Raw genomic sequence first — 24,102 nt, 5'->3', positions numbered from 1 at the left:
GCCGGCCATGAAACTGATCATTCTGGATCGCGACGGCGTGATCAACCATGACTCGCCGGACTTCATCAAGTCGCCCGGCGAGTGGCAACCCATCCCCGGCTCGCTCGAAGCGATCGCCCGCCTGAACCAGGCGGGCTACCGGGTGGTGGTGGCGTCGAATCAGTCGGGCATCGCCCGCGAGTACTTCGACATGAGCATCCTCAACGCCATCCATCAGAAGATGCACCTGCTGGCGCAGCAGGTCGGCGCCACCATCGACGCCATCTTCTTCTGCCCGCACGCGGCGGCCGACAGCTGCGACTGCCGCAAGCCCAAGCCCGGCATGTTCGCCGAGATCTCCAAGCGCTACCAGGTCAGCCTGAAGGGCGTGCCCACCGTCGGCGACTCGCTGCGCGACCTGCAGGCCGGCTTCGTCAGCGGCTGCGTGCCCTACCTGGTGTTGACCGGCAAGGGCGAGAAGACCCACAGCACCGGCGGCCTGCCGCCCGGCACCATGGTCTTCCCCGACCTGGCGGCGATGGTCAACCACCTACTCAAGACCGGCGCGGCGCCCGCGCTGCACGTCGTCAACTGAACCAACCATAAAAATAATTCCGGAGTCCGCATTGCGCCATACCTTCCTGTTCCTGCGTTCCCTGCTGTTCATGACCATCATGACGGTGGCCACCATCGTCTGGGCCTGCGTCTGCTTCCTGGTCGCGCCGCTGCCGTACAACCAGCGCTTCTACGTCACCTCGCGCTGGAACGTGTTCATCATCTGGTGCGCCAAGGTCATTTGCGGCATCCGCTACGAAGTCAAGGGCGCCGAGAACTTCCCCGACGCGCCGGCCGTCGTGCTGTCGAAGCACCAGTCGGCCTGGGAGACCATCTTCCTGCTGCCCAGCATGCCGCGCCCGCTGGTGTTCGTCTTCAAGAAGGAGATCCTGTACATTCCCTTCTTCGGCTGGGCCATGGCGCTGCTGCGCATGATCCCGATCGACCGCAAGCAGGGCAAGAACGCCTTCAAACACGTGGTCAACCACGGTAAACGTCGCCTCGCCGACGGCCAATGGATTATCATGTTCCCCGAGGGCACCCGCATCCCGGTCGGACAAAAGGGCAAGTACAAGAGCGGCGGCACGCGCCTGGCCATCGAGACCGGCGCGGTGGTCGTGCCGATCGCCCACAACTCCGGCGAATGCTGGCCCAAGAATTCGTTTATTAAGCGTCCCGGCCTGATCACGGTATCGATCGGCAAACCGATTCCGTCGGCCGGGCACACACCGGACAGCTTGATGCAACAGGTGGAAAATTGGATAGAATCAGAAATGCACGTCATTTCGCCCCACGCCTACAACGCTGGCTAGATGACATCGCGAGCGTAGTCCGGCCGGCGCCCGCCACGGCGCCGGACGGCGCTTCGCAGCTCGACCTGTTCGGGCAGAACGGCGCGGCCGCGCCGGCCGCCGCATTGCCGGCCCAGACGTCGCCGGCCCATGCCCCGCAGGGCCAAGCGTGGCCGGGCCAGGCCTGCCGGCCCATGGCTTACCGGTCCATCCCGCACCGGCCCAGCTGCTGCGCGAACCCGACTCCGGCTTTCCCGCCAGCCCGCGCGCCACCGCGCCGACCGCAACACCCTTCCCCCAAACACCGCCCCCCGTCCTGCGCAAGCCGCCCGCCGCGCCGCCGCCGGCACCCGACGCCGCGCCCAAGCGCCAGCTGCTGGTCGGCCAGTTCGTCCTTGAATACACCTTGCGCCGCTCGACGCGCCGCTCGATCGGCTTCATGATCGACGACGACGGCCTGCGCGTCACCGCGCCCAAGCGCATCAGCATCGCCGAGGTCGACAACGCCATCCGCATCAAGCAGGCCTGGATCCTCGGCAAGCTGCACGAGCGGCGCGAACGGCGCGCGGCGCGGCTGGAGAAGCCGCCGGTGGAATGGATCGACGGCGCCACCCTGCCCTACCTGGGCGGCGAGATCGTGCTGCGCCTGCTGGTGGGCGGACGCAACCGCAGCAGCTACAACCCGGCCACGCGCGAGCTGTCGATGGTGTTGGTGCCCGGCGCCACCGAGCTGCTGCTCAAGGAGCGCGTGCGCGCCTGGCTGCAGCTGGAGGCGCGCCAGCTGTTCGAGCAGCGCCTCGACCTGTACGCGGCGCGGCTGGGCGTGCGCTACCACTCGTTCGCGCTGTCCTCGGCCGGCACGCGCTGGGGCTCCTGCACGGTCGACCGCAAGATCCGGCTGAACTGGCGCCTGGTGCACTTCTCGCTGCCGCTGATCGACTACGTGGTGGCGCACGAGCTGTCGCACCTGCTGGAGATGAACCACAGCGCCCGCTTCTGGGACACCGTCGGCACCATCTACCCCGAATACGAGGAGGCCAAGCAGCTGCTGCGCAAACGCGCGCAGGAGCTGCCGGTGCTGTTCGGCTAGCTGGAACGGGGGCGGCGCGCCGCGCAGGCCGCCGCCGCCGCGCCGATGGCCAGCAGGGGCAGGCTGGCCGGCTCCGGCACCGCCGCCGTGACGTCGAGCGACACCGCGTCGAGCAGAAAACCGGCCGGGCCGGCGAAGTTCTCCGGCACGATGGTGCTGAAGGCGATGTTCAGATTCTCGCCGACATGCGCCGCCAGCAGCGCGCTCAGGTCCAGGCTGTGCGCGGTCAAGCCGAAGCCGGTACTCGCCCCGGCGGCGAACGCCTCGTTGTACAGGTTGGCGATCAACACATTGCCGGCGTCGCGCAAGTCGATCGAAAACTCCCTCGGCAGGCTGCCGAAATTGTCCACCTGGGCCGCCTCCGACCAGGCCAGGGTCGCCGCCGACAACCCGGCCAGGACGAAGGATTGGCTGATGGTGCGGGTCAGCGGACCGCTGCCGTCAAGCGAGGTGTAGGCGCCGAAGCCGCCCACCGGCGCGCCCAGCGGCTGGCACTCCGAACCGCTGGCGGCGACGGTCCAAGGCTGGTCGCAGCCTCCCGCCCCGGGATTGGGGCCGACGTTCCAGCCGCTGAAGTCGCCCGTTTCAAAGCCGCCGTTCAACAGAATCTCAGTCGCCTGCAGCGGCGCCGCCAAGGGCAGACCCAGCAGCAGCGCCGACAAACTGCGTAGCCATCGCGTTTTCATTTTTTTCTCCTTTGAACTCCATCGTTGGTCCCGTCCCGCCGGGCCGGAACGGCGGCGGCGGCGGACAGCACAGACGAGCATAAAGGGTGCCAATCGGCCGCGCGCCTGTCGCGGCGCGGCGGCGCAGGCCTGCGTGGGGCCACCGCATGGCGCCGTGTGTAAGAACGGGCGACAGGCCGGCCGCCGGACTCGGCGGGAGGAATAGAATAGTATGCGGCGGAGGGACCGGGGAGCGCTCCCAAGCGGACTCAGCCTAGCCGCCCGGGGAAACGGACTCAGCGCGGCAGCAGCAAAGCGGGCGGGCGGCGGACCAGCTTAATGAAGGATCATGCCGATTTCACGCAGGCACCAGGGTCCAACGTCAACTTGTGCATTTGCTGGCCAAACCAAGTTTCGTATTCTGCAGGAGTATTGAACTGAGGCACGCCTGAACGCGCCAGTAAGCGATACAGCGGCGCGTCCACGACTCCCGCATCGACCGCCAATATGGCCAAATCGCCGTAAGCTTCGGCTAGCGCCGACAGCGCCAACATCCCGCCCACCCGCTCGTCGGTGTGTTCGAGCGACTGCACGGCAAGCCTCAGATACTCGACAGCCAGCTCCCGATCAGCCCGCAACTCCGCGACTTCACGTTCGTGGTGGGAAACGTGCGCAGGGAATGCGTTCATGTGTGCCTCCTTTTCCAATCGCTCCAAAAACGCCTGGCGTTTTAAAACTTGGAGGCGATATCCAGCTTAGGATCTAAAAAAGGCAATTGCAAGCCCAGCAAGCACTTGCTGTTGGCTGGAACGTTCGTATGTTTAGCCAGACGGCAATAACGTCCGCAGCAAGGCCAGCGTGCGCGCGGTGGCGCCACGGTGCTGGTTGGCGAAGGCCAGTGCGCGCCGGCCCATGTCGGCGCGGGCGGCGGCGTCGCCGAGCAGGCGCGCCGTCCCGGCCATCAGCTCGGCGGCGTCGGCCACGCGCAGGGCGCCGCCGGCGGCCAGCGCGTCCTCCGTCACCACGGCGAAATTGAAGGTGTGCGGGCCGATCAGCACCGGCTTGCCCAGCGCCGCCGGCTCGATCAGGTTCTGTCCGCCCAGCGGCAGCAGGCTGCCGCCGACGAAGGCGCAGTCGCAGGCGGCGTAGTAGGCGAACATCTCGCCCATCGAGTCGCCCAGCAGCACCGCCACGCGGGCCGGCAGCGCGGCGCCGTCCAGCGCCAGCGTGCTGCGCCGCTCGAGCGCCAGGCCGCGCTCGGCGACCATTTTCTCGACCTCGTCGAAGCGCTGCGGATGGCGCGGCACGAGCAGCAGCAGCACGTCGGCCGGCATGGCCTCGCGGGCCTGTTGGAAGGCGTCCAGTATCAGCGCCTCCTCGCCCTCGCGCGTGCTGGCGCACAGCAGCACCGGACGGTTGCCGATGTGCGCGCGCAGCGCGGCGCCGGTGGCCAGCGCGGCGGCCGGCACCACCACGTCGAACTTGATGCTGCCGGTGACCTCGACACGCGGCGCGCCCAGCGTGGCCACGCGCGCGGCGTCGGCCTCGGTCTGCGCCGCCACCAGGGTGATGCCGCGCGCGGCGTCGAGCAGCAGGCGGCCGAAGCGGCCGGCCTTGCGCAGCGAGCGCTCGGACAGGCGGGCGTTGGCCAGCACCACCGGCACGCCGCCCCGGCCGCACTCGGCGATCAGGTTGGGCCACACCTCGGTTTCCATCAGGATGCAGATCTGCGGCGCGAAGTGGCGCAGGAAGCGGCGCACCATGGTCGCCGTGTCGTATGGCAGGTAGGACTGCAGCAGCCGCGCGCCGTGGCGGCCGAACAGCGCGGCGCCGGTGGCGCGGCCGGTCGGCGTCATGTGGGTCAACACGATGCGGTGTTGCGGATAGGCGGCCAGCAGGGCGTCGACCAGCGGCTCGGCGGCGCGCGTCTCGCCGACCGAGACGGCGTGCAGCCAGATCGTCGGCATGTTCGCGCCAGCGGCACGGCTAGCGGCGTCGGGCTCGCCATAGCAGCCCAGCCGCTCGCCCCAGTGGGCGCGGTAGCCCGGCTCCTTGCGGCCGCGCAGCCACAGCCGGCCCAACACCAGCGGCAGGGCCAGCCACCACATCACGGAATAGAAGGTGCGCATGCTCAGGCCAGCAGACTCTTGGCGGCGGCGGCCACCTCGGCCACGCCGGGCGGCGTGCCCTGGTCGCCCAGGTTGATGATCTTCGGCGACCAGTTGCCCTCGGTCTTCCAGCGCGGCGAGTCGACGTAGATCTCCACCGTCGGCACCGTGAAGGCGGCGGCGATGTGGGTCAGGCCGGTGTCGACGCCGACCGCCAGCGCGGCGTGGCGCGCCAGCAGCACCGCGTCGGCCATGCTCAGCTTGGGCAGCAGGCGGGCATTGGGCAGGCCGGCGGCCAGTTGTTCGGCCTCGGCCTTTTCCTTGGCCGAGCCCCAGGGCAGCAGGATGGGCATGGGCGCCAGCTGGCGGCCCAGTTCTATCCAGCTCTGCGCCGGCCACTTCTTGGCGTCGCGGGCGGTGCCGTGGAAGTAGACGGCGTAGGCTTCGGCCGGCATCCAGTCCGGCCGTGGCGCCTTGACATCCAGCGCCGGCAGGCCGAAGTCGGCCGGCGTATCGACCGAGTAGCCGAGCGCGGCGCCGGCCACCAGACGGCCGCGCGCGACCGCGTGGGTGCGCGGATCGGTCGGCACGCTCTCGCTGTGGAAGACGCGCGAGACGCCCTCGTAACCCGAGCCCTCGCTGCCGTTGGCCAGGCCGACCTTGCGGCCGCCCTTGACCACCCGCGCCATGCCCATGATGGCGCCGGTCTTCAACAGCCCCTGGGTGTCGAACACGTAGTCGTACTGCTGCTCGCGCAGGCGGCGCCAGAAGGCCTTCATTTCGGCGCGCGTCTCGGGCTTGCCCAGGCTCTTGCGCCAGCGCCGCAGCGCGAAGGGGATGATGTTGCGCACCCGGCCGTTCTGCCGCACCAGGCTGACAAAGCCCTCCTCCACCACCCAGTCGATGTTGGCGTCGGGGCAGTGGCGGGCGATGTCGGCCACCATCGGCAGGTTGTGCAGCACGTCGCCCAGCGAGGAGACGCGCACCAGCAGGATGTTCAGCGGCCGTTGGCCGCCCGCGCGCGCGGCCGGGGAAACCATGGCGCTTAGAACGGCAGCACCGCGTCCGGCTTGGCGGCCAGGATCACGCTCTTGAACTGGCCCTGGATGCGCGCCAGCGCGGCCGGCGTCTCGGCCTCGAAACGCATCACGATCACCGGCGTGGTGTTCGACGAGCGCGCCAGGCCGAAGCCGTCGGCGTACTCGACGCGCAGGCCGTCGATGGTGATGATCTGTTCGTGGCCGGGGAACACGGCGTCGCTGCGCAGCTTGTCCATCAGGGCGACGTTCTCGCCCTCCTTGAGCTCCAGGTGCAGCTCGGGCGTGCTGTCGGACTGCGGCAGGCCGTTCAGCAGGGCCGACGGGTCGCTCTCGCGGGTCAGGATCTCGAGCAGGCGGGCGCCGGCGTACAGGCCGTCGTCGAAGCCGTACCAACGGTCCTTGAAGAAGATGTGGCCGCTCATCTCGCCGCCCAGCGGGGCGCCGGTCTCGCGCAGCTTGGCCTTGACCAGCGAGTGGCCGGTCTTGTACATCAGCGGACGGCCGCCGTGCCGGCTGATCCACGGCGCCAGGTGGCGCGTGCACTTGACGTCGTAGAGGATCTGCTCGCCCGGATGGCGCGTCAGCACGTCGGCGGCGAACAACATCATCTGGCGGTCCGGATAGATGATCTGGCCGTCCTTGGTGACCACGCCGAGGCGGTCGCCGTCGCCGTCGAAGGCGATGCCGATCTCCGCGTCGGTCTCGGCCAGGCAGCGGATCAGGTCCTGCAGGTTCTCCGGGTGGGCCGGGTCGGGGTGGTGGTTGGGGAAGTTGCCGTCGACCTCGCAGAACAGCTCGACGACCTCGCAACCCATGCCACGGAACAGGTCGCCGGCGAAGGCGCCGGCCACGCCGTTGCCGCAGTCGACGGCGAGCTTGATCGGCCGCGCCAGCTTGACGTCGCCGATGATGCGCTGCAGGTAGGCGGCGCGGATGTCGTGGGTGCTGTAGCCGCCCGGCCGGGCCGCCTCGTCGCCGCCGTGCTCGACGATGCGCTGGTGCAGCGAGGTGATCGCCTCGCCGTGGATGGCCTCGCCGGCCAGCACCATCTTGAAGCCGTTGTAGTTGGGCGGGTTGTGGCTGCCGGTGACCATGATGCCGGACTGGGCGTCGAGCACGTTGGTGCCGAAGTAGACCATCGGCGTGGCCACCACGCCCAGGTCGACCACGTCGACGCCGGCGGCCTGCAGGCCCTGGGCCAGCGCGGCGGCCAGCTCGGGGCCGGACAGGCGGCCGTCGCGGCCGATCACCACCTTGGTTTGTCCCTTGGCCAGGGCGGCCTGGCCGAAGGCCAGGCCGATCTGCCGGGCCACGCCGGCGTCCAGCGTCTGGTCGATGATGCCGCGGATGTCGTAAGCTTTAAAGATCGTTTTTGACAGGGAAACCATGGTGTTTGAATTCACGTGATGCGGCAGACGCGCGGCGGCGGGGCCGCCGGCGCGGGTCCGGCCCGCTGGATGGATGGGGAAAAGAGTGGCGGCCCACGAAGTTCGCGGGCACAACATTGACATAGTAAGTGCGATGCCAGCGGCAGGCAAGCCCCGCCGCCTCATCGACGCGCGGGGAACGCGCTCAGAGGCGCAGCAAATCGATCGCCTTGCCGGCGTCGACCCAGTCCTTGACCCACTTCGGCTGGCGGCCGCGGCCGGTCCACTGCTGGCTGGCGTCGGCCGGATTGCGGTAGCGCGGCGCCACCGTGCCGGTCTTGGCGCGCACGCCGGCGCCGATCAGTGTCCTTCAGCGGGACGCCGACGCTTTGGGCGATGGCGAATATCTTCTCGCGCGCCTCGGCCTGCTCCTGCGATTCACGTTTTTTTAATTCGCGTTTGATTTGTTCCTGCAGATTGCGCAAATCGGCCGCCGACAAATTGGATAGATCCATCTTCGCTTCCTTTTAAAAGGTGGTGAAACCATTAAAACCGCTGACGATAGAAATATACTACAAAGCGCGCCGGATACTAGTTTCTCTTGTGTCGTATCATCCAGCGCGGCGCCTTGAAACGGACAATGCGCACATACAGCCAGATATAACTGACGATAAACAACAGGCAGAACACCATTAACACCCAGGTGTGGCGCCAGAATACCGTGGCCGGAATCACCGCCATCAGCGAAAACATCCACAAATAGGGCGAGGTCAGCGAATTGCGCCGCATCAGGGCGCGCGCCTCCTTGCGCCCGACCGCCCATTGCACGATGCGGCGGAAGATCAGGCTGTGCAAATGTATGCCGTCGGGCATGGCCGGCGATTTGCCGCGCACAAACATGCGCCGGTACACCGAAAACAGGGTTTCGAAGGTCGGGTAGAGCAGCAGCAGCGCGGCGTACCAGGTCGACACCTGCGGGTTGCGCATCACCAGCAGCAGGGCCAGCTCGCCCAGCATGAAGCCGATGAAATAGGCGCCGCCGTCGCCGAGGAAGATCAGGCCGACCGGGTAGTTCCACACCAGGAAGCCGGCGGTGGCGCCGGCCACCATCAGCGCGGCCACCAGCACGAACATGTCGTTGACCTGCAGCGCGACATAGCCGAGCGAGAGCAGCATGCAGATGGTGACCACGCTGGCCAGGCCGTTGAAGCCGTCGATGATGTTGACGGCGTTGGCGATGCCGGCCACCGCCAGCACCGTCAACGGCAGGGTCAGCCACATGTAGCGCAGCTGCCAGGCGGAGAAGGCCCAGTCGATGCGGTCGACGCGGGCGTCGAGCAGGAAATAGCCCATCAGCGCGGCGAGCATGGTCAGCACCAGGCGCCGCGTCGCGCTGACGCGGCCGGTGTAGTCCTCGACGATGCCGCCGACGAAGGCCACGCTGGCGCAGCCGAGCAGGGGGATCAACAGGCCGGTCATGGCCGGCACGCGCCAGGCCGAAATGGCGCAGCTGAGCGCCACGGCGAGGAAGATCGACAGGCCGCCGATCCGCGCCACCGAATGCGAATGGACCTTCTGCACCGCCTGGAAGTCGTCGTCCAGCGCCGGGCCGTGCAGGCGCGACTCCTTGATGACCAACAGCGTCAGCAGCGCGGAGGCGACAAAGCTCAGTAAAAAAGAAAACATTATTTTTATCAGTACAAAAATACCGGCCGCGCTGACGCCCCGGCAACACCATGCGATGTGGCGATTATCCCGTGCCTTGACACTTTATTATCGGCACGCCAAGCCGCGATTGTACCGGATTCGGCAATCGACAATTCCTCATTCGGGGGAAGGCGGTGGGGGCGGTGTCGGTGTATGCGCGGATTCTAACAAAAGGCGCCGGCCGCGCGGCCGACGCTTACCAATCGATACAACTGGGCGCGCCGGCCCGCTACTTCAGGCACAGGCGCAGCGCCTCGCGCCAGTGCGGCAGGCGGCAGAACCGGCTCATCAGCAGCTCGGACGAGAGCACCGAGTGCTGCGGGCGGGGCGCCGGCAGCGGATACTCGGCGGTGCCGATGGGCAGCAGGCGGCAGTCGATCTGCGCCTCGGCCAGGATGGCCTGGGTGAACTCGAACCAGGTGGTCTGGCCCTGGCTGCTCAGGTGGTAGGTGCCGCCGTGGCGCTGCCACCAGTCGGCGCCGCCGGCCTGGGCCTGGGCCAGGATCAACGCCGTGCCGTCGGCGATGCTGCGGCTCCAGGTCGGCGCGCCGTGTTGGTCGGCGACCACGCGCAGCTCGTCGCGCTCGCGCGCCAGGCGCAGCATGGTCAGCAGGAAGTTCTTGCCGCGCATGCCGTAGACCCAGCTGGTGCGCAGGATCAGATGGCGGATGCCGGCCGCCGCGATGGCCTGCTCGCCGGCCAGCTTGCTGCGGCCGTAGACGTTGATCGGGCCGGTGGCGTCGGTCTCGACGCGGGGGCCGGCCTGGGTGCCGTCGAACACGTAGTCGGTCGAGTAGTGCACCAGCGCCGCGCCCAGCCGCTTGCACTCCTCGGCCATCACGGCCGGCGCCTCGGCGTTGACGCGGAACGCCAGCTCGGGCTCGCGCTCGGCCTGGTCGACCGCCGTGTAGGCGGCCGGGTTGACGATCAGGTCGGGCCGCACCTCGCGGATGACGGCGCGCACCTGGTCCAGCTCGGCCAGGTCCATGCGCGCGCGGTCGACCGCGACCACCTCGCCGAGGCCCTGCAGGCTGCGCTCGAGCTCGTAGCCGACCTGGCCGCTGCATCCGGTCAGCAGGATTTTCATGCGAACACCTCGGCCGCGGCCAGCGCCACGGCGGCCTGGTCCTTGGCCGACAGCAGCGGCGCGCCGTCCAGCGGCCAGTCGATGCCGATCGCCGGGTCGTTCCACAACACGGCGCGCTCGTGCTCGGGGCCCAGTAGTCGGTGGTCTTGTAGAGGAACTCGGCGTGCTCGCTGGTGACCATGAAGCCGTGGGCGAAGCCGGGCGGGATCCACAGCTGGCGCTTGTTGTCGGCCGACAGCTCGACGCCGTACCACTGGCCGAAGGTGGCCGAGCTGCGGCGCAGGTCCACCACGGCGTCGAACACCGCGCCGCTGGTCACCCGCACCAGCTTGCCCTGCGACTGCTGGATCTGGTAGTGCAGGCCGCGCAGCACGTTCTTGGCCGAGCGCGAATGGTTGTCCTGCACGAAGGTGGCGGCCACGCCGGTCAGCTCGGCGAAGGCGCGGGCGTTGTAGCTTTCGAAGAAGAAGCCGCGCTCGTCGCCGAACACCCGCGGTTCGAGCAACAACAGGCCGGCCAGCGGGGTGGTGGTGACGTTCATCGCGGAATGACCTTGTCTTCAAGGATTTGCAACAGATACTGGCCGTAGTTGTTTTTCTTCAGGGGCTCGGCCAGGCGGCGCAGCTGGGCCGCGTCGATATAGCCCTTGCGGTAGGCGATCTCCTCCGGACAGGCGACCTTCAGGCCCTGGCGTTTCTCGATGGTGGCGATGAACTGCGAGGCCTCGAGCAGCGACTCGTGGGTGCCGGTGTCGAGCCAGGCCATGCCGCGCCCCATCAGCTCGACGTTCAATTGCTGGCGCTCCAGGTAGACCCGGTTGACGTCGGTGATCTCCAGCTCGCCACGGGCCGAGGGCTGGATGCCGGCGGCGATGTCGCACACCTGGCGGTCGTAGAAGTACAGGCCGGTGACGGCGTAGTTGGACTTCGGCTTGAGCGGCTTCTCCTCGATGCTGACGGCCTGGTGCTCGGCGTTGAAGTCGACCACGCCGTAGCGCTCCGGCCTGCACGTGGTAGGCGAAGACGGTGGCGCCCTCGGTGCGCTCGGCGGCGCTGCGCAGCAGCTCGTTGAGGTCGTTGCCGTAGTAGATGTTGTCGCCCAGGATCAGCGCCGACGGCGAGTCGCCGACGAACTCCCTGCCGATGATGAAGGCCTGCGCCAGGCCGTCCGGCGAGGGCTGCACCGCGTAGCTCAGTTGCAGGCCCCACTGGCTGCCGTCGCCCAGCAGGTCCTGGAAGCGCGGCGTGTCCTGCGGCGTCGAGATGATCAGGATCTCGCGCATGCCGGCCAGCATCAGCGTGGTCAGCGGGTGGTAGATCATCGGCTTGTCGTAGATCGGCAGCAGCTGCTTGGACACGCTCATCGTCACCGGATACAGCCGGGTGCCGGAGCCGCCGGCCAGGATGATGCCCTTGCGGGTGTGGACGGCGTTGGTGGCCTGCGTCATTGTGGGTTCTCCCGGTTGAAATAGTTGGCGGCGACCCAGTTGGCGTAGCCGCCCGACTGCACGTCGGCGACCCATTCCTGGTTGTCCAGATACCACTGGACGGTCTTGGCGATGCCGCTCTGGAAGGTCTCGGCCGGCTTCCAGCCCAGTTCGCGCTCCAGCTTGCGCGCGTCGATGGCGTAGCGGCGGTCGTGGCCGGGACGGTCCTTCACATAGCTGATCTGGGCGCGGTAGCTGGCGCCGTCGGCGCGCGGCTTGAGCTGGTCGAGCAGGTCGCACAGGGTGTGCACCACGTCGAGGTTGGCCATCTCGTTCCAGCCGCCCACGTTGTAGGTCTCGCCCAGGCGGCCCTCCGCCAGCACCCGGCGGATCGCCGCGCAGTGGTCGCTCACATACAGCCAGTCGCGCACCTGCTGGCCGTCGCCGTAGATGGGCAGCGGTTTGCCGGCCTGGGCGTTGGCGATGATCAGCGGGATCAGCTTTTCCGGGAAGTGGTAGGGGCCGTAGTTGTTCGAGCAGTTGGTCGTCACCGTCGGCAGGCCGTAGGTGTGGTGGTAGGAGCGCACCAGGTGGTCGGAGGCCGCCTTCGAGGCCGAGTACGGGCTGTTCGGCGCGAACGCGGTGGTCTCGCTGAACGGCGCGTCGTCCGGCCCCAGCGTGCCGTACACCTCGTCGGTGGAGACGTGCAGGAAGCGGAACGCCGCCTGCTCCGCCTCGGCCAGGCCGCCCCAGTAGGCGCGGGCCGCCTCGAGCAGGCTGAAGGTGCCGTTGATGTTGGTGTTGATGAACTCGCCCGGCCCGAGGATGGAGCGGTCGACGTGGCTCTCCGCCGCGAAGTGGACGATGGCGCGCGGCCGGTGCTCCAGCAACAGGGCCAGCACCGTGTCCTTGTCGCAGATGTCGCCGCGCACGAACAAGTGGCGCTCGTCGCGCTTCAGCGAGGCAAGATTGTTCAGATTGCCCGCGTACGTCAATTTATCGAAATTCAGCACCGCCTCGTCGGACTGCGCCAGCCAGTCGAGCACGAAATTCGAACCGATGAAACCAGCCCCGCCTGTCACAAAAATCATTTAGTATCCCGTCCGGCATGTTAAATCAGTTGTATGCATGATTTTAGGTGAAACTGGAGCATTGCCGCAAAAAAATATCGGTCTTTTTACCAGACTATTCCTTAATTCACACAGCGGGGAAACATGATGCAACGCAGCACCTACGTGATCGGCGACCTGCAGGGCTGCCATGCGCAGACCGTGGCCCTGCTCGAGCGCATCGCCAGCGCCGAGGCCGGCACGGCCGGATCCCCCGCCGCGCCGCGCATCCTGTTCGCCGGCGACCTGATGAACCGAGGCCCCGACTCGCTGGCCACGCTGCGCCACGTGCGCGCCTTGGCCGAGGCCGGCGGCGGGCGGGTCGACAGCGTGCTGGGCAACCACGACCTGCACCTGCTGGCGGTGGCCCACGGCATCCGTCCGCCGCACCCGTCCGACACCCTGGACGCCATCCTCGCCGCGCCCGACCGCGACGAGCTGATCGACTGGCTGCGCCGGCGCCCGCTGGCCATCGAGGCCGACGGCCACCTGCTGGTGCACGCCGGCGTGCTGCCGCAGTGGAGCAAGGCGCAGGCCTTGGCGCTGGCCGGCGAGGTCGAGGCGCGGCTGCGCGGCGCCGACCTGGCCGGCTTCCTCGGCGGCATGTACGGCAACGCGCCGGCCGCCTGGGACGAGGCGCTGGAGGGCGCGGCGCGGCTGCGCGTCGTCGTCAACGCGATGACGCGGCTGCGCTTTTGCGACGCCGCCGGCGTGATGGATTTCAAGATGAAGGAGAGCGGCACGGCGCCCGAGGGCTCGGGCCTGATGCCGTGGTTCGAGGTGCCCGGCCGGCGGACCGAGAACGACACGGTGGCCTTCGGCCACTGGTCGGCGCTGGGCCTGCTGCTGCGGCCGAATTTGATCGGCCTCGACAGCGGCTGCGTCTGGGGCGGCCAGCTGACGGCGGTGCGCCTGCACGACCGCGCGCTGTTGCAGGTGCCCTGCCCGTCCTACCAGGAGCCGGGCGGCAAGAACTAGGCCGGCGGCGTGTGCGCGGCGGCCGGGGCGATGCCGAGCGCGCCGGCGACGGCGCCGTGGGCCGTCTCGGCCAGCTCGCGGCGGTGGGCGCCGTCGCTGGGGATGCCGGCCAGGCAGCTCAGCCGCGCCGTCACCGGGGCGCCGTCGAGGATCTGCAGCAGGCTCTCGGCGAACGTCATCTCGCCGACGAAGTCGATCGAACCGTGCGGCCGGCCGGCCGGGTCGACATAGGCCAGCGCCAGCGGCTGCACCAGGGCCTTGGCGTCGATGGCGGCCTCGAACAGGTTGGCGTGGAAGGGCAGCAGGCTGCCCTGCACCGCCGTGGTGCCCTCGGGGAAGAAGGCGACCCGCTCGCCGGCCTGCAGGCTGTGCACCAGGCCTTGAAGATGTGGCGCAGGTCGCGCCGGCTGCCGCGCGAGATGAACACGGTGCCGGCCTGCTGCGCCAGCCAGCCGAGCAGCGGCCAGGCGCGGATCTCGGCCTTGGCGACGAAGCGGCAGGGGTAGAGGGAGTTGATGACGAAGATGTCCAACCAGGAGACGTGGTTGGCCACCATCATCGCGCGCGGCAGGATGGCCTGGCCGTTGGCCGCCTGCTCGACCGTCACATTGCACATCGCCATCAACCGGCGCGACCAGCGGCGGATGTGGCCGTTGCGCTTGTCGGCGCCTATCCAGGGGAACACCACGGCGCAGGTGGCCATGCCGGCGAAGACGTGGCACATCACCCGCGCCAGGCGGAACATCAGCTTAATTTTCAAATCACACCACACAAAAAGCGCCGGGGCCGCGGGCCGGCGCCGCCCTCCGCCATGGCGGAAGGCGCCGGCCCGCGGCCCGGGGTTGAGCCCGGGAGGGCTTAGCGCGCGGCTGCGCGTTCGAAGGCGACGTGGCCGGCGACGATGGTGGCGCGCACCTGGCCGCTCAGCTCGTAGCCGAGGAAGGGCGTGTGCTTGCCCTGGCTGGCCAGGGCCGAGGCCGCCACGGTCCAGCGCGCGGCCGGGTCGAACAGGCAGACGTCGGCCACCGCGCCGACCGACAGCGTGCCGCCGGCCAGGCCGGCGACGCGGGCGGCGTCGGCGCTGATCTTGCCGACGGCGCGGGCCAGCGGCCGCACGCCGCCGTCGGGCTGGCCGGCGGCGTAGTCGTCGGCCCACTTCAGCGCCAGCGACAGCAGCAGCTCGAGGCCGGTGGCGCCGGGCGAGGCCTCGCCGAAGGGCAGCAGCTTCTCGTCGTCGTCGACCGGGGTGTGGTCCGAGCAGAGCGCGTCGACGGTGCCGTCGAGCAGGCCGGCGCGGATCGCGTCGCGGTCGCGCTGGCTGCGGAACGGCGGCGTGACGCGGGCGTTCGAGTCGAAGAAGCCGATGTCGGCGTCGGTCAGGTGGATGTGGTGGGCGCCGACGTCGCAGGTGACCGGCAGGCCCTCGCGCTTGGCGGCGCGCACCAGCTCGAGGCCGGCGGCCGAGGACATGCGGCACAGGTGGACCCGCGCGCCGGTCGAGCGCATCAGCTCGAAGATGGTGTGCAGGGCGATGGTCTCGGACATCACCGGCACGCCCGACAGGCCCAGGCGCGAGGCCAGCGGGCCGGCGTGGGCGATGCCGCCACGGCCGATGTGGGCGTCCTGCGGGCGCAGCCAGACGGTGTATTCGAAGGTCTTGGCGTACTGCATGGCGCGCAGCAGCACGGTGGTGTCCTCGATCGGCTCCTCGGCCTGGGCGAAGCCGATGCAGCCGGCCTCGGTCAGCTCGGCCATCTCGGTCAACGCCTGGCCCTTCAGGCCGACGGTCAGCGCGCCCAGCGGGTGGACGTTGGCCAGGTTGAGCGTCTTGGCGCGGTGCTTGAGCATCTCCACCAGGCCGGGCTCGTCGAGCACCGGGTCGGTGTCGGGCGGGCAGACCAGGCTGGTGACGCCGCCCTGCATGGCCGCCTGCAGCTCGGATTCGAGCGTGGCCTTGTATTCGTAGCCCGGCTCGCGCAGCCGCGCCGACAGGTCGACGAAGCCGGGCGCGACCACCAGGCCGGCGGCGTCGATGGTGCGCTCGGCGCTGAAGCCGGCCGGCGCGGCGCCCACCGCGACGATCTTGCCGTCGGCGATGAACAGGTCGTGGGGGGCGTCGATGCCGTTGGCCGGGTCGACCAGGTGGCCGTTCTTGATATGTAGTTTCATCCTTGGTTTCCTGCCAAAATGCTCATTACCGCCATCCGCACCGCGATGCCGAAGGTGACCTGCGGCAGGATCACTGCCTGCGGGCCGTCCGCCACCGCCGAGTCGATCTCGACGCCGCGGTTCATCGGGCCCGGGTGCATGACGATGGCGTCCGGCTTGGCCAGCGCCAGCCGCTCCGGCGTCAGGCCGTAGCTCTTGAAGTATTCCTGCGCCGACGGCAGCAGCGCGCCGCTCATGCGCTCGTTCTGCAGGCGCAGCATGATGATCACGTCGACGCCCTTCAGGCCCTCGTCCATATTGGTGAAGGTGCGCACGCCCATCTGCTCGAGGCCGCCCGGCAGCAGGGTGTGCGGGCCGATCGCCCGCACCTCCGGCACGCCCAGGGTGGTCAGGGCGTGGATGTCGGAACGCGCCACCCGGCTGTGCAGGATGTCGCCGACGATCGCCACCGTCAGGTTGGTGAAGTCCTTCTTGTAGTGGCGGATGGTGTACATGTCCAGCAGACCCTGGGTCGGGTGGGCGTGGCGGCCGTCGCCGGCGTTGACCACGTGGACGTGCGGCTGCTTGGTGTCGATCAGGTGCTTGGCGATCAGGTAAGGCGCGCCGGACTGGGCGTGGCGCACCACGAACATGTCGGCGTGCATGGCCGACAGGTTGTCGATGGTGTCGAGCAGCGACTCGCCCTTGCTGGCCGAGGAGGCCTGGATGTTCAGGTTGATGACGTCGGCCGACAGGCGCTTGGAGGCGATCTCGAAGGTGGTGCGGGTGCGCGTCGAGTTCTCGAAGAACAGGTTGAAGACGCTCTTGCCGCGCATCAGCGGCACCTTCTTGACGTCGCGGTCGGAGATGCCGACGAAGGAGGAGGCGGTGTCCAGGATGTGGTTGACGATGGCCTTGGGCAGGCCATCGATGGTCAACAGGTGCTGGAGTTCGCCGTGTTTATTCAGTTGCGGATTAAGCATGGTCGTCGTCTATGGTTAGCGTGAAAGTTCCGTCGGCGGCGCGGCCCAACACCAGCGCCTGGCCCTCGGCCACGGCGACGGTGGCGGCGACGAAGTCGGCGGCCACCGGCAGCTGGCGGCCGCCACGGTCGACCAGGGCGGCCAGCATGATGCGCGCCGGGCGGCCGTAGTCGAACAGCTCGTTGATGGCGGCGCGGGTGGTGCGGCCGGTGTAGAGCACGTCGTCGACCAGCACCAGGGTGGCGGCGTTGACGTCGAAGCCGATCTGGGTCGGCTTGATGTCGGCGTGCAGGCCCTTCTCGGCGAAGTCGTCGCGGTAGAAGGAGACGTCGATGACGCCGAAGCGGGCGGTCAGGCCGAGGTCGGCGGCGAGCCGCTCGGCCAGCCAGGCGCCGCCGGAGTGGATGCCGACGATGGCGACGTCGCTGGCGCCGGCCAGGCCGGTCTTCAGTTGCGCCAGCAGGGTGGCGTACAGCGCCTCGGCGTCGAGCGCGGTGGTGGGGCTTGAGTTGGACATGGGTGGTGGCGCTCTCAGGGGGTGGTCAATTCGGGAATGGTGGTTCTTGTCTCGGTGTGCTCGCTGGGCGGCCCTCAGCCCTGCGAGTCGAAGTATTGTTGCAGGATGATGGCGGCGGCGCGGTCGTCGATCACCTCGCCGCGCTTGGCCGAGATCACCGCCGACGAGTAGCGCTCGTCGACCAGCTCGACGGGCAGGTTGAAGCGGCCGTTGAGCTGGTTGGCGAAGCGGCGGCAGCGCGCCGTCATCTCGTGCTCGGCGCCGTCCGGGTGGGTCGGCAGGCCGACGATCAGGCGCGCCGGCGCCCACTCGGCGATCAGCGCGGCGATGGCGCTGAAGCGGGCGGCGTTGTCGATGGCGGCGATCACCTTGAGCGGCTGGGCCTGGCAAATCATCGTGTTGCCCATCGCCACGCCGATGCGTTTGACGCCGAAATCGAAGCCGAATACCGTTTCCAGACTCACCGCGCGCACCCCGCCGGGGTGTGGGCGGGGTGCGCGCGGTTTGCGGCGTTGGCGGCGTTGGCGCGGCTGGCAAGCTCAAGCTCAAGCTCAAGCATGGCCGACCTCGGTGGTCAACATCAGCGGGTCGAAGCCGAGCAGCTTGATGGCGGCCGTGTAGCGCTCCTCGATCGGCAGGTCGAAGACGACGCGCGGGTCGGCGGCGACGGTGAGCCAGCCGTTGCGGCTGATCTCGTCCTCCAGCTGGCCCGGGCTCCAGCCGGCGTAGCCGATCGACACCAGCAGGCGGGTCGGGCCGGTGCCGGCGGCGACCGCCTCGAGCACGTCGATCGAGGTGGTGAAGGCGACCTGGTCGGTCACCGTCAGCGACGAGGAGTAGTGCGCGCCGGGGGTGTGCAGCACGAAGCCGCGGTCGTCCTGCACCGGGCCGCCGAACATGATGGGCTCGTCGACGACGGCGCGGTCCAGGCCGGCCTGCAGGGGCAGGTCGATGCGCTCGAACAAGACCTGCATGGTCATGTCGGTGGGCTTGTTGATGACCACGCCGAGCACGCCGTTGTCGTTGTGTTCGCAGACGTAGACGACGGTGCCGCCGAAGATCGGTCTGCATCGATGGCATTGCAATCAAGAAATGATTAGCCAGGTTCAAGGCCGGCGGCTTCGCCACGTGCAGCGACGCCAGCGGGTCAATCGGCTCCGGCGGCAGGCCGGGCACAGCCAGAGACTGGTCGATTTTGCTTTTCTTCATACACGTTGCTCTCTCTGCAGGGCTGCTGTTCTGGTGCGGCAAGTCCGCCGTTTGCTGTAGGATACGATCGGCGGAGCGCTATGGTAATTTCGATAGTTTACACTGAATTGACGCCGCCACCACCCGGAGCGCCTGTCGGACGGCCTTCCAGCCCGATGGTAGGCGGTAAATTCCGCCCCGACCTTGACCTCCGACACGAGATGGACACCCCCGACATGGCCTTCAACACCTCGCTGCTGTGGTTCCGGCGCGACCTGCGCGCCTTCGACCACGCCGCCCTGCACCACGCCCTGCGTCTGAGCAAGAGCGTGTATTGTGTCTTCGTCTACGACAGCGCGATCCTGGCCGGCCTGCCGCGCGCCGACCGCCGCGTCGACTTCATCCACGCCAGCCTGGCCGAGCTGGCCGCCGAGCTCGAGCAGCTGGGCGGCCACCTGATCGTGCGCCACGCCGACGCCGCCGAGGCGATCCCGCGCCTGGCCGCCGAGCTGGGCGCCGACGCCGTCTTCGCCAACCACGACTACGAGCCGCAGGCGATAGCCCGCGACGGCGCCGTCGCCGCCGCGCTGCAAGCCGCCGGGCGGCACTGGTCCAGCCACAAGGACCAGGTGGTGTTCGAGCGCGCCGAGGTGCTGTCGCAGACCGGCGGCGTGTTCTCCATCTACACGCCATACAAGAACGCCTGGTTGAAAAAACTGCTGGCCGACCCGACGGTGTTGATTCCATACAACATCGAGCCCTTGAAGGCGGCCCTGGCGCCCGGCCGCAGCGCCCTGCCCCCGCTGGCCGAGCTCGGCTTCGAGCCCAGCAACCTGGGGCAACTGGCGATTCCCACCGGCATGTCCGGCGCCGCCGGCCTGTTCGAGCAGTTCCTGCCGCGCCTCGCCAACTACGCCGTGGCGCGCGACTTCCCGGCCGTCAAGGGGCCGTCCTACCTGTCGCTGCACCTGCGCTTCGGCACGCTGTCGATCCGCCACCTGGTGCGCACGGTGCTCGACCTGATGGCGCGCGGCGCCGGCGGCGACGGCGCCCAGGTCTGGCTCAACGAGCTGGTCTGGCGCGAGTTCTACGCCATGATCCTGTTCCACCATCCGCACGTGGTGGCCAGCGCCTTCAAGCCGGCCTACGACGCCATCGAATGGGAGGTCGGCGGCGGAGCCGACGCCGCCTTCGCCGCCTGGTGCGAGGGCCGCACCGGCTACCCGCTGGTCGACGCCGCCATGGCCCAGCTGAACCAGACCGGCTATATGCACAACCGCCTGCGCATGGTCGCCGCCTGCTTCCTGATCAAGTGACCTGGGCATAGACTGGCGCCGCGGCGAGGCCTATTTCGCCCTGCACCTGAACGACTTCGAGCTGGCCTCCAACAACGGCGGCTGGCAGTGGGCCTCCTCGTCCGGCTGCGACGCCCAGCCCTACTTCCGCATCTTCAACCCGATCACCCAGTCGGAGAAGTTCGACGGCGCCGGCCGCTTCATCCGCCGCTACCTGCCGCAGTTGGCGGCGCTGGGCGACAAGGAGATCCACGCGCCCTGGCTGGTGCCGCGCATGCTGCTCGAGCAAAGGAACATCGTGCTCGGGCGCGACTACCCGCAGCCCATCGTGATGCACGACGAGGCGCGCAAGCGCACGCTGGAGCGCTACGCGGTGGTGAAAAAACCGGGCTGAGCCTTACCCAAACTAAACATTTGTTGTTTTGGTAATTGCGCCTAAGATAGCAGTTCGTCATGCAAAATGACTTCTGGAGTCGCTATCATGCGCTCACTCGCCAAAACCTCGCGCCCGGCGGCGCGCCTGATCGGCCGCCGCCGCGCGGTGCAGGCCATGCTGGCGGCGCCGGCCACGCTGACCTGGATCGCCGCCCCGGCCGGCGCCGGCAAGACCAGCCTGGGCCTGGAGTTCTGCCAGGCCAGCCAGGCCCCGGTGGCCTGGCTGCGGCTCGACGAGGGCGACACCGACCCGGCCAGCTTCCTGCTGTACTTCGAACAAGCCATCGTCAACGGCGCCCTGCTGCCCGGCTGGCGCGCGCCGCCCCTGCTGCGCGAGCACCTGCCGGCGCCGCTGGGTTATCTGCGCCTGCTGGTGCGCTCGCTGGCCGGCGCGCCGGCGGCCGGCGCCGGCGCAGCCTCGGACTCGGCATTGGCCTTGGCGGCAACCCCGCCGGCCGCGCCCTGCCACATCGTGCTCGACGACGCCCACCGCTGCCAGGACGCGCCCTTCTTCAAGCAACTGCTCGACGTGCTGGCGGCCGAACTGCCGCCCACGCTGCGCGTGCTGGTGCTCAGCCGCGCGCCGGCGCCGGCCGCCTGCGCGCGCCTGCTGGCGCACGGCGACATGCGCCAGCTCGACCCGGCCGAGCTGGCCTTCTCGCCCGACGAGACCGGGCTGTTGCTGCAGGCGCTGGGCGTGCCGCGCGCCGCCGAGCAGGCCGCGCCGGTCTACCAGCTCACCCGTGGCTGGGCGGCCGGCGTGGCGCTGGTGGCGGCCTGGCTGCGGCGCCGGCCCGACGCCGCGCCGGCCGGCGACGAGGTGCTCGGCGAGGCGCTGCTGGGCTACCTGGCCGAGGAGGTGTTCGGCGCCTTCGACGCCGAACAGCAGGACATCCTGCTGGCGGTGTGCTGGCTGCCGCATTTCAGCGGCGCCTGGGCGGCAACGCTGTCCGGCTCGCCCCACGCCGCCGACTTCGTCGCCCGCCTGGCCGCCGAGGGCGCGCTGATCTACGCCTACCCGGACGGCCAGTACGCCCTGCACCCGCTGCTGCGGGGCTTCCTGCGCAAGTGGTCGGCGCTGCACCAGGCCGAGGCCTGGCGCCGCCGCATGGTGGCCGCCTGCGTCGACCTGTTGCGCGACAGCGACAACGCCGAGCTGGCCATCACCCTGGCGCTGCAGCACGCCATGCCCGAGCGCGCCGCCGGCATGATCGAGGCCGGCGCCGAGGCGATGTTCGCCAGCGCCCGCCACGCCACGCTGACGCGCTGGATCGAGGCCCTGCCCGAGGCGCTGCGCAGCGCCTGGCACCACTACTGGCTGGGCCTGGCCGTGTTCATGAGCGACACGGCGCGCGCCCGCGCCGAGCTGTTGCTGGCGCTGCCGGCCTTCGGCGCGCAGCAACAGCCGCGCTACCGCTTCCTGGCCGTCAGCGCCATCATCAGCTCCTACTTCTTCAACGGCGCCGCCGAGCAGCCCCTGCGCGCCTTCCTGCGCCAGCACATCGAGCCCGAGGCCGACTACCACAGCCTGGCCAACCCCGCCCTGCAGGCGCACCTGACCCACAGCGTGTGGAGCGCCCTGTTGATGACCGATCCCGGCCACCGCGACATGGCCTTGTGGGAGGGCCGCGCGCTCGAGGCGCTGCGCCGGCCGGCCGAGGCCACGGTGAAGGCGCGGCTGGCGTCGATGCTGGCGCAGCACTACTTCCACAGCGGCCGCTACGCCGCGCTGCGCGCCCTGTGCGCGCTGATGGCGGCGCTGCCGGAGGCGGCCACGGCGCCGCCCTGCGCGCGCTACATGTCCTTCCTGCCGACGCTGTACGCCGAGCTGGCCGGCGCCGAGCCGGCCCGCTTCGACGCCAGCTACGCGGCGGCGCGCCGGTGCGCCGAGGACAGCGGCATCCATATCATGGACTGCCACTACGCGCTGATCGAGGCCAGCGCGCGCATGCTGCGCGGCGAGCTCGGCAAGGCGCGCGCCGTGCTGGCCGAGGTGGCGGCGCAGATCCCGCCGGGACACTACAAGCTGCTCGCCCAGCTGCAACTGGGCCGGTCCTGGCTGGCCAGCTGGAGCGGCGCCGGCCGCGCCGCGCTGGAGCACGCGCTGCTGGCCCGCGCGGCGGCGGCCAGCCTGGGCAGCGTGCCCGACGAGCTGTGCGCGCAGATCGCCGCCTGCCTGGCCTGGTCGCTGTTCGACCGGCCGCGCTGCGCCGTCGAGACGGCCGCGCTGCGCACCTTGGCCGAGGCCGGCGACTCGCCGCTGGCGCGGCGCCACGCCGACCTGCTGGAAGCCTGGCTGAGCCTGTGCGACGCGGCCGGCGAGGCGCTGGCGCCGGGGGCCTTGCGCCAGACGCTGACAGCGGCCCAGCTGCGCCGCGCGCACGACTGCCTGGGCCGCGCCCTGGCCGCCGTGCTGGCCGAGGGCGGCGGCTATCTGAGCTTCGCCACACCGCACATCCTGCGGCCGCTGTGCGTGCAGGCGCTGGCCGCCGGCATCGCCGTCGAACAGGCCGGCGCGCTGATCCGCACCTACCGCCTGGCGCCGCCGGCCGAGGCCGGCGACAACTGGCCGTGGCCGCTGCGGTTGCGCTGCTTCGGCGGCTTCGAACTGCGCCTGGACGACGCGCCGCTGCCCTCGCAGGGCAAGTCGAAACACCGCCAGCTGGACCTGCTCAAGCTGCTGGCCGCGCACGCGCCGGCCAGCGTGGCGCTGGAGCGCGCCGCCGAGCTGCTGTGGCCCGACGCCGAAGGCGACGGCGCCCGCAAGGCGCTCGAGACCACGCTGTCGCGCCTGCGCGCCACCGTCGGCGCGGCCGGCGTGCTGCTGGAACAGGGCCTGCTGTCGCTGGCGCCGCAGCACTGCTGGTGCGACACCGCCGCGCTGGAGCAGGCGCTGGCGCGGCTGCAGGCGCTGGGCGGCGACGGCCAGCGCCAGGCCGCGCCGGGCTGGCAGCGGCGGCGGCAAAAAAGCGGCGCGGCGGGCGCGGGCACGGGCACGGGCATGGCCACGACGGCATTGGCCACAACGGCGGCGGCGACAGGCGGCGAGAGTATGCCGCGAACAGCGGCCGCGAACGCCGCCTGCGCGACGGAGGCAGCGGTGCTGGCCGGGCGAGCCGGCATGGCGGTCGTCGCCGTGCCCGAGCCGGCCACGGCGGCCGAACAGAACGACTGGCTCGACGCCGTGGCGGCGGCGGCCGGCCGGGTAATGGCGCTGTACCGGGGCGAACTGCTGGCGGGGGATGGCGCCAGCTGGTTGCTGGCGCGGCGGGAGTATTGGCGCGCCCGGGTGGCGCGCGCCTTGGGCGCGGCGGGCCGGGCGCTGGCCAAGGCCGGGCGGCCTGCCGCGGCCGCCCAGGTGCTCGAACGCGCGCTGGAGGCCGACCCGTACTGCAAGGCCTTGAGCAGCACGCTGATGCACCTGCACCTGGACAGCGGCCACTACGAGGAGGGCCTGGCGGCGTACCGGCGCTACCAGCGCATGGCGCTCGGCGCGCTGGGCGCGCCGGTGGCGGCGGACATCGAGGCGCTGGCGCAGCAGCTGCTGGCCGGCGCCGGCGGCGCGGCGGCCAAGGCCGCCGGCAAGCCGCCGGCCGTACCGAAACGCTGAGCGGACGGCACGGCGGCACGGCGG

Annotated in this window: 17 protein-coding genes and 6 pseudogenes; 6 read left to right on the top strand and 17 right to left on the bottom strand. The window is 69.7% G+C overall.

The genetic code is table 11. The annotated features are described in order from the left end of the window. Nucleotides 1–7: 7 nt before the first annotated feature. The 3 genes from gmhB (at nucleotide 8) to QC826_RS02960 (ending at nucleotide 2,415) form a co-directional block, all read left to right on the top strand. Entirely contained in the window at nucleotides 8–574 is a 567-nt protein-coding gene (gene gmhB / locus QC826_RS02970; RefSeq protein ID WP_099415619.1) for a D-glycero-beta-D-manno-heptose 1,7-bisphosphate 7-phosphatase, read from the top strand. Between the two features lie 31 nt (nucleotides 575–605). Beyond that, a complete protein-coding gene (locus tag QC826_RS02965) occupies nucleotides 606–1,346 on the top strand; it encodes a lysophospholipid acyltransferase family protein (protein WP_099415351.1) in 741 nt (246 codons plus the stop codon). Nucleotides 1,347–1,494: 148 nt separating this feature from the next. After that, nucleotides 1,495–2,415: a M48 family metallopeptidase gene (locus QC826_RS02960; protein WP_409567753.1), complete on the top strand. Its 921-nt coding sequence runs from the start codon at nucleotides 1,495–1,497 to the stop codon at nucleotides 2,413–2,415. Here the strand turns inward: QC826_RS02960 and QC826_RS02955 are convergent. From QC826_RS02955 to rfbB, 11 genes and pseudogenes are all read right to left on the bottom strand, one after another. Beyond that, entirely contained in the window at nucleotides 2,412–3,101 is a 690-nt protein-coding gene (locus QC826_RS02955) for a PEP-CTERM sorting domain-containing protein (protein ID WP_279764329.1), read from the bottom strand. The genes QC826_RS02960 and QC826_RS02955 overlap by 4 nt on opposite strands. A gap of 326 nt (nucleotides 3,102–3,427) precedes the next feature. Further along, complete coding sequence (locus QC826_RS02950; protein ID WP_093382702.1) at nucleotides 3,428–3,769, bottom strand: hypothetical protein; 342 nt, start codon at nucleotides 3,767–3,769, stop codon at nucleotides 3,428–3,430. Between the two features lie 132 nt (nucleotides 3,770–3,901). Then, entirely contained in the window at nucleotides 3,902–5,209 is a 1,308-nt protein-coding gene (gene waaA / locus QC826_RS02945) for a lipid IV(A) 3-deoxy-D-manno-octulosonic acid transferase (RefSeq protein WP_279764328.1), read from the bottom strand. Between the two features lie 2 nt (nucleotides 5,210–5,211). After that, complete coding sequence (gene waaC, locus QC826_RS02940; RefSeq protein WP_279764327.1) at nucleotides 5,212–6,228, bottom strand: lipopolysaccharide heptosyltransferase I; 1,017 nt, start codon at nucleotides 6,226–6,228, stop codon at nucleotides 5,212–5,214. Nucleotides 6,229–6,233: 5 nt separating this feature from the next. Continuing rightward, entirely contained in the window at nucleotides 6,234–7,616 is a 1,383-nt protein-coding gene (locus QC826_RS02935) for a phosphomannomutase/phosphoglucomutase (RefSeq protein WP_279764326.1), read from the bottom strand. Between the two features lie 184 nt (nucleotides 7,617–7,800). Continuing rightward, nucleotides 7,801–8,110, bottom strand: a pseudogene (locus tag QC826_RS02930) (H-NS family nucleoid-associated regulatory protein). Between the two features lie 76 nt (nucleotides 8,111–8,186). Then, nucleotides 8,187–9,281, bottom strand: a complete 1,095-nt coding sequence (locus tag QC826_RS02925) for an MraY family glycosyltransferase (RefSeq protein ID WP_279764325.1) — start codon at nucleotides 9,279–9,281, stop codon at nucleotides 8,187–8,189. A gap of 250 nt (nucleotides 9,282–9,531) precedes the next feature. Beyond that, nucleotides 9,532–10,389 carry a dTDP-4-dehydrorhamnose reductase gene (gene rfbD / locus QC826_RS02920; protein ID WP_279764324.1) on the bottom strand — a complete coding sequence of 286 codons (858 nt, stop codon included), beginning with the start codon at nucleotides 10,387–10,389 and terminating at the stop codon, nucleotides 9,532–9,534. Then, a pseudogene (gene rfbC / locus QC826_RS02915) lies at nucleotides 10,386–10,930 on the bottom strand (dTDP-4-dehydrorhamnose 3,5-epimerase). The gene rfbD and the pseudogene rfbC overlap by 4 nt, the downstream one beginning before the upstream one ends. Continuing rightward, nucleotides 10,927–11,836: pseudogene (gene rfbA, locus QC826_RS02910) on the bottom strand (glucose-1-phosphate thymidylyltransferase RfbA). Before rfbA ends, rfbC begins: the two co-directional pseudogenes overlap by 4 nt. Beyond that, nucleotides 11,833–12,906: a dTDP-glucose 4,6-dehydratase gene (gene rfbB, locus QC826_RS02905; protein ID WP_279764323.1), complete on the bottom strand. Its 1,074-nt coding sequence runs from the start codon at nucleotides 12,904–12,906 to the stop codon at nucleotides 11,833–11,835. The pseudogene rfbA and the gene rfbB overlap by 4 nt, the downstream one beginning before the upstream one ends. 123 nt (nucleotides 12,907–13,029) lie before the next feature. Between rfbB and QC826_RS02900 the strand changes: the two genes are divergently transcribed. Next, entirely contained in the window at nucleotides 13,030–13,902 is an 873-nt protein-coding gene (locus QC826_RS02900; protein WP_279764321.1) for a symmetrical bis(5'-nucleosyl)-tetraphosphatase, read from the top strand. Here the strand turns inward: QC826_RS02900 and QC826_RS02895 are convergent. The 6 genes and pseudogenes from QC826_RS02895 to QC826_RS02870 form a co-directional block, all read right to left on the bottom strand. Continuing rightward, a pseudogene (locus QC826_RS02895) lies at nucleotides 13,899–14,458 on the bottom strand (lysophospholipid acyltransferase family protein). The gene QC826_RS02900 and the pseudogene QC826_RS02895 sit on opposite strands and share 4 nt — an antisense overlap. 302 nt (nucleotides 14,459–14,760) lie before the next feature. Beyond that, nucleotides 14,761–16,071 carry a dihydroorotase gene (locus tag QC826_RS02890; protein ID WP_279764320.1) on the bottom strand — a complete coding sequence of 437 codons (1,311 nt, stop codon included), beginning with the start codon at nucleotides 16,069–16,071 and terminating at the stop codon, nucleotides 14,761–14,763. After that, entirely contained in the window at nucleotides 16,068–17,033 is a 966-nt protein-coding gene (locus QC826_RS02885; protein ID WP_279764319.1) for an aspartate carbamoyltransferase catalytic subunit, read from the bottom strand. Before QC826_RS02885 ends, QC826_RS02890 begins: the two co-directional genes overlap by 4 nt. Beyond that, a complete protein-coding gene (gene pyrR, locus QC826_RS02880) occupies nucleotides 17,026–17,550 on the bottom strand; it encodes a bifunctional pyr operon transcriptional regulator/uracil phosphoribosyltransferase PyrR (RefSeq protein WP_093382664.1) in 525 nt (174 codons plus the stop codon). Before pyrR ends, QC826_RS02885 begins: the two co-directional genes overlap by 8 nt. A gap of 74 nt (nucleotides 17,551–17,624) precedes the next feature. Further along, the gene (gene ruvX / locus QC826_RS02875; RefSeq protein ID WP_409567856.1) at nucleotides 17,625–18,008 is read right to left on the bottom strand and encodes a Holliday junction resolvase RuvX; all 384 of its coding nucleotides are present in this window, start codon (nucleotides 18,006–18,008) and stop codon (nucleotides 17,625–17,627) included. A 93-nt stretch (nucleotides 18,009–18,101) separates the two neighbouring features. Continuing rightward, nucleotides 18,102–18,759, bottom strand: a pseudogene (locus QC826_RS02870) (YqgE/AlgH family protein). A gap of 215 nt (nucleotides 18,760–18,974) precedes the next feature. On the opposite strand from QC826_RS02870, the pseudogene QC826_RS02865 reads away from it, so the two are divergent. Both QC826_RS02865 and QC826_RS02860 read left to right on the top strand, forming a co-directional pair. Further along, nucleotides 18,975–20,427: pseudogene (locus QC826_RS02865) on the top strand (cryptochrome/photolyase family protein). Between the two features lie 87 nt (nucleotides 20,428–20,514). Further along, nucleotides 20,515–24,078 (top strand): BTAD domain-containing putative transcriptional regulator, encoded by a 3,564-nt coding sequence (locus QC826_RS02860; RefSeq protein WP_279764317.1) that lies wholly within the window; start codon nucleotides 20,515–20,517, stop codon nucleotides 24,076–24,078. Nucleotides 24,079–24,102 lie beyond the last annotated feature (24 nt).

It is taken from the genome of Rugamonas sp. DEMB1 (assembly GCF_029834475.1).
GTDB lineage: Bacteria > Pseudomonadota > Gammaproteobacteria > Burkholderiales > Burkholderiaceae_D > Rugamonas > Rugamonas rubra.
This window is presented reverse-complemented; position numbering and strand designations above follow the sequence as displayed.

What these genes read in the sequence shown, in the direction of transcription:
- gmhB (WP_099415619.1), top strand. Translation starts at nt 8, where the DNA reads ATGAAACTGATCATTCTGGATCGCGACGGCGTGATCAACCATGACTCG.
- QC826_RS02955 (WP_279764329.1), bottom strand. Translation starts at nt 3,101, where the DNA reads ATGAAAACGCGATGGCTACGCAGTTTGTCGGCGCTGCTGCTGGGTCTG.
- QC826_RS02950 (WP_093382702.1), bottom strand. Translation starts at nt 3,769, where the DNA reads ATGAACGCATTCCCTGCGCACGTTTCCCACCACGAACGTGAAGTCGCG.
- waaA (WP_279764328.1), bottom strand. Translation starts at nt 5,209, where the DNA reads ATGCGCACCTTCTATTCCGTGATGTGGTGGCTGGCCCTGCCGCTGGTG.
- waaC (WP_279764327.1), bottom strand. Translation starts at nt 6,228, where the DNA reads ATGGTTTCCCCGGCCGCGCGCGCGGGCGGCCAACGGCCGCTGAACATC.
- QC826_RS02935 (WP_279764326.1), bottom strand. Translation starts at nt 7,616, where the DNA reads ATGGTTTCCCTGTCAAAAACGATCTTTAAAGCTTACGACATCCGCGGC.
- QC826_RS02925 (WP_279764325.1), bottom strand. Translation starts at nt 9,281, where the DNA reads ATGTTTTCTTTTTTACTGAGCTTTGTCGCCTCCGCGCTGCTGACGCTG.
- rfbD (WP_279764324.1), bottom strand. Translation starts at nt 10,389, where the DNA reads ATGAAAATCCTGCTGACCGGATGCAGCGGCCAGGTCGGCTACGAGCTC.
- rfbB (WP_279764323.1), bottom strand. Translation starts at nt 12,906, where the DNA reads ATGATTTTTGTGACAGGCGGGGCTGGTTTCATCGGTTCGAATTTCGTG.
- QC826_RS02900 (WP_279764321.1), top strand. Translation starts at nt 13,030, where the DNA reads ATGATGCAACGCAGCACCTACGTGATCGGCGACCTGCAGGGCTGCCAT.
- QC826_RS02890 (WP_279764320.1), bottom strand. Translation starts at nt 16,071, where the DNA reads ATGAAACTACATATCAAGAACGGCCACCTGGTCGACCCGGCCAACGGC.
- QC826_RS02885 (WP_279764319.1), bottom strand. Translation starts at nt 17,033, where the DNA reads ATGCTTAATCCGCAACTGAATAAACACGGCGAACTCCAGCACCTGTTG.
- pyrR (WP_093382664.1), bottom strand. Translation starts at nt 17,550, where the DNA reads ATGTCCAACTCAAGCCCCACCACCGCGCTCGACGCCGAGGCGCTGTAC.
- QC826_RS02860 (WP_279764317.1), top strand. Translation starts at nt 20,515, where the DNA reads ATGCGCTCACTCGCCAAAACCTCGCGCCCGGCGGCGCGCCTGATCGGC.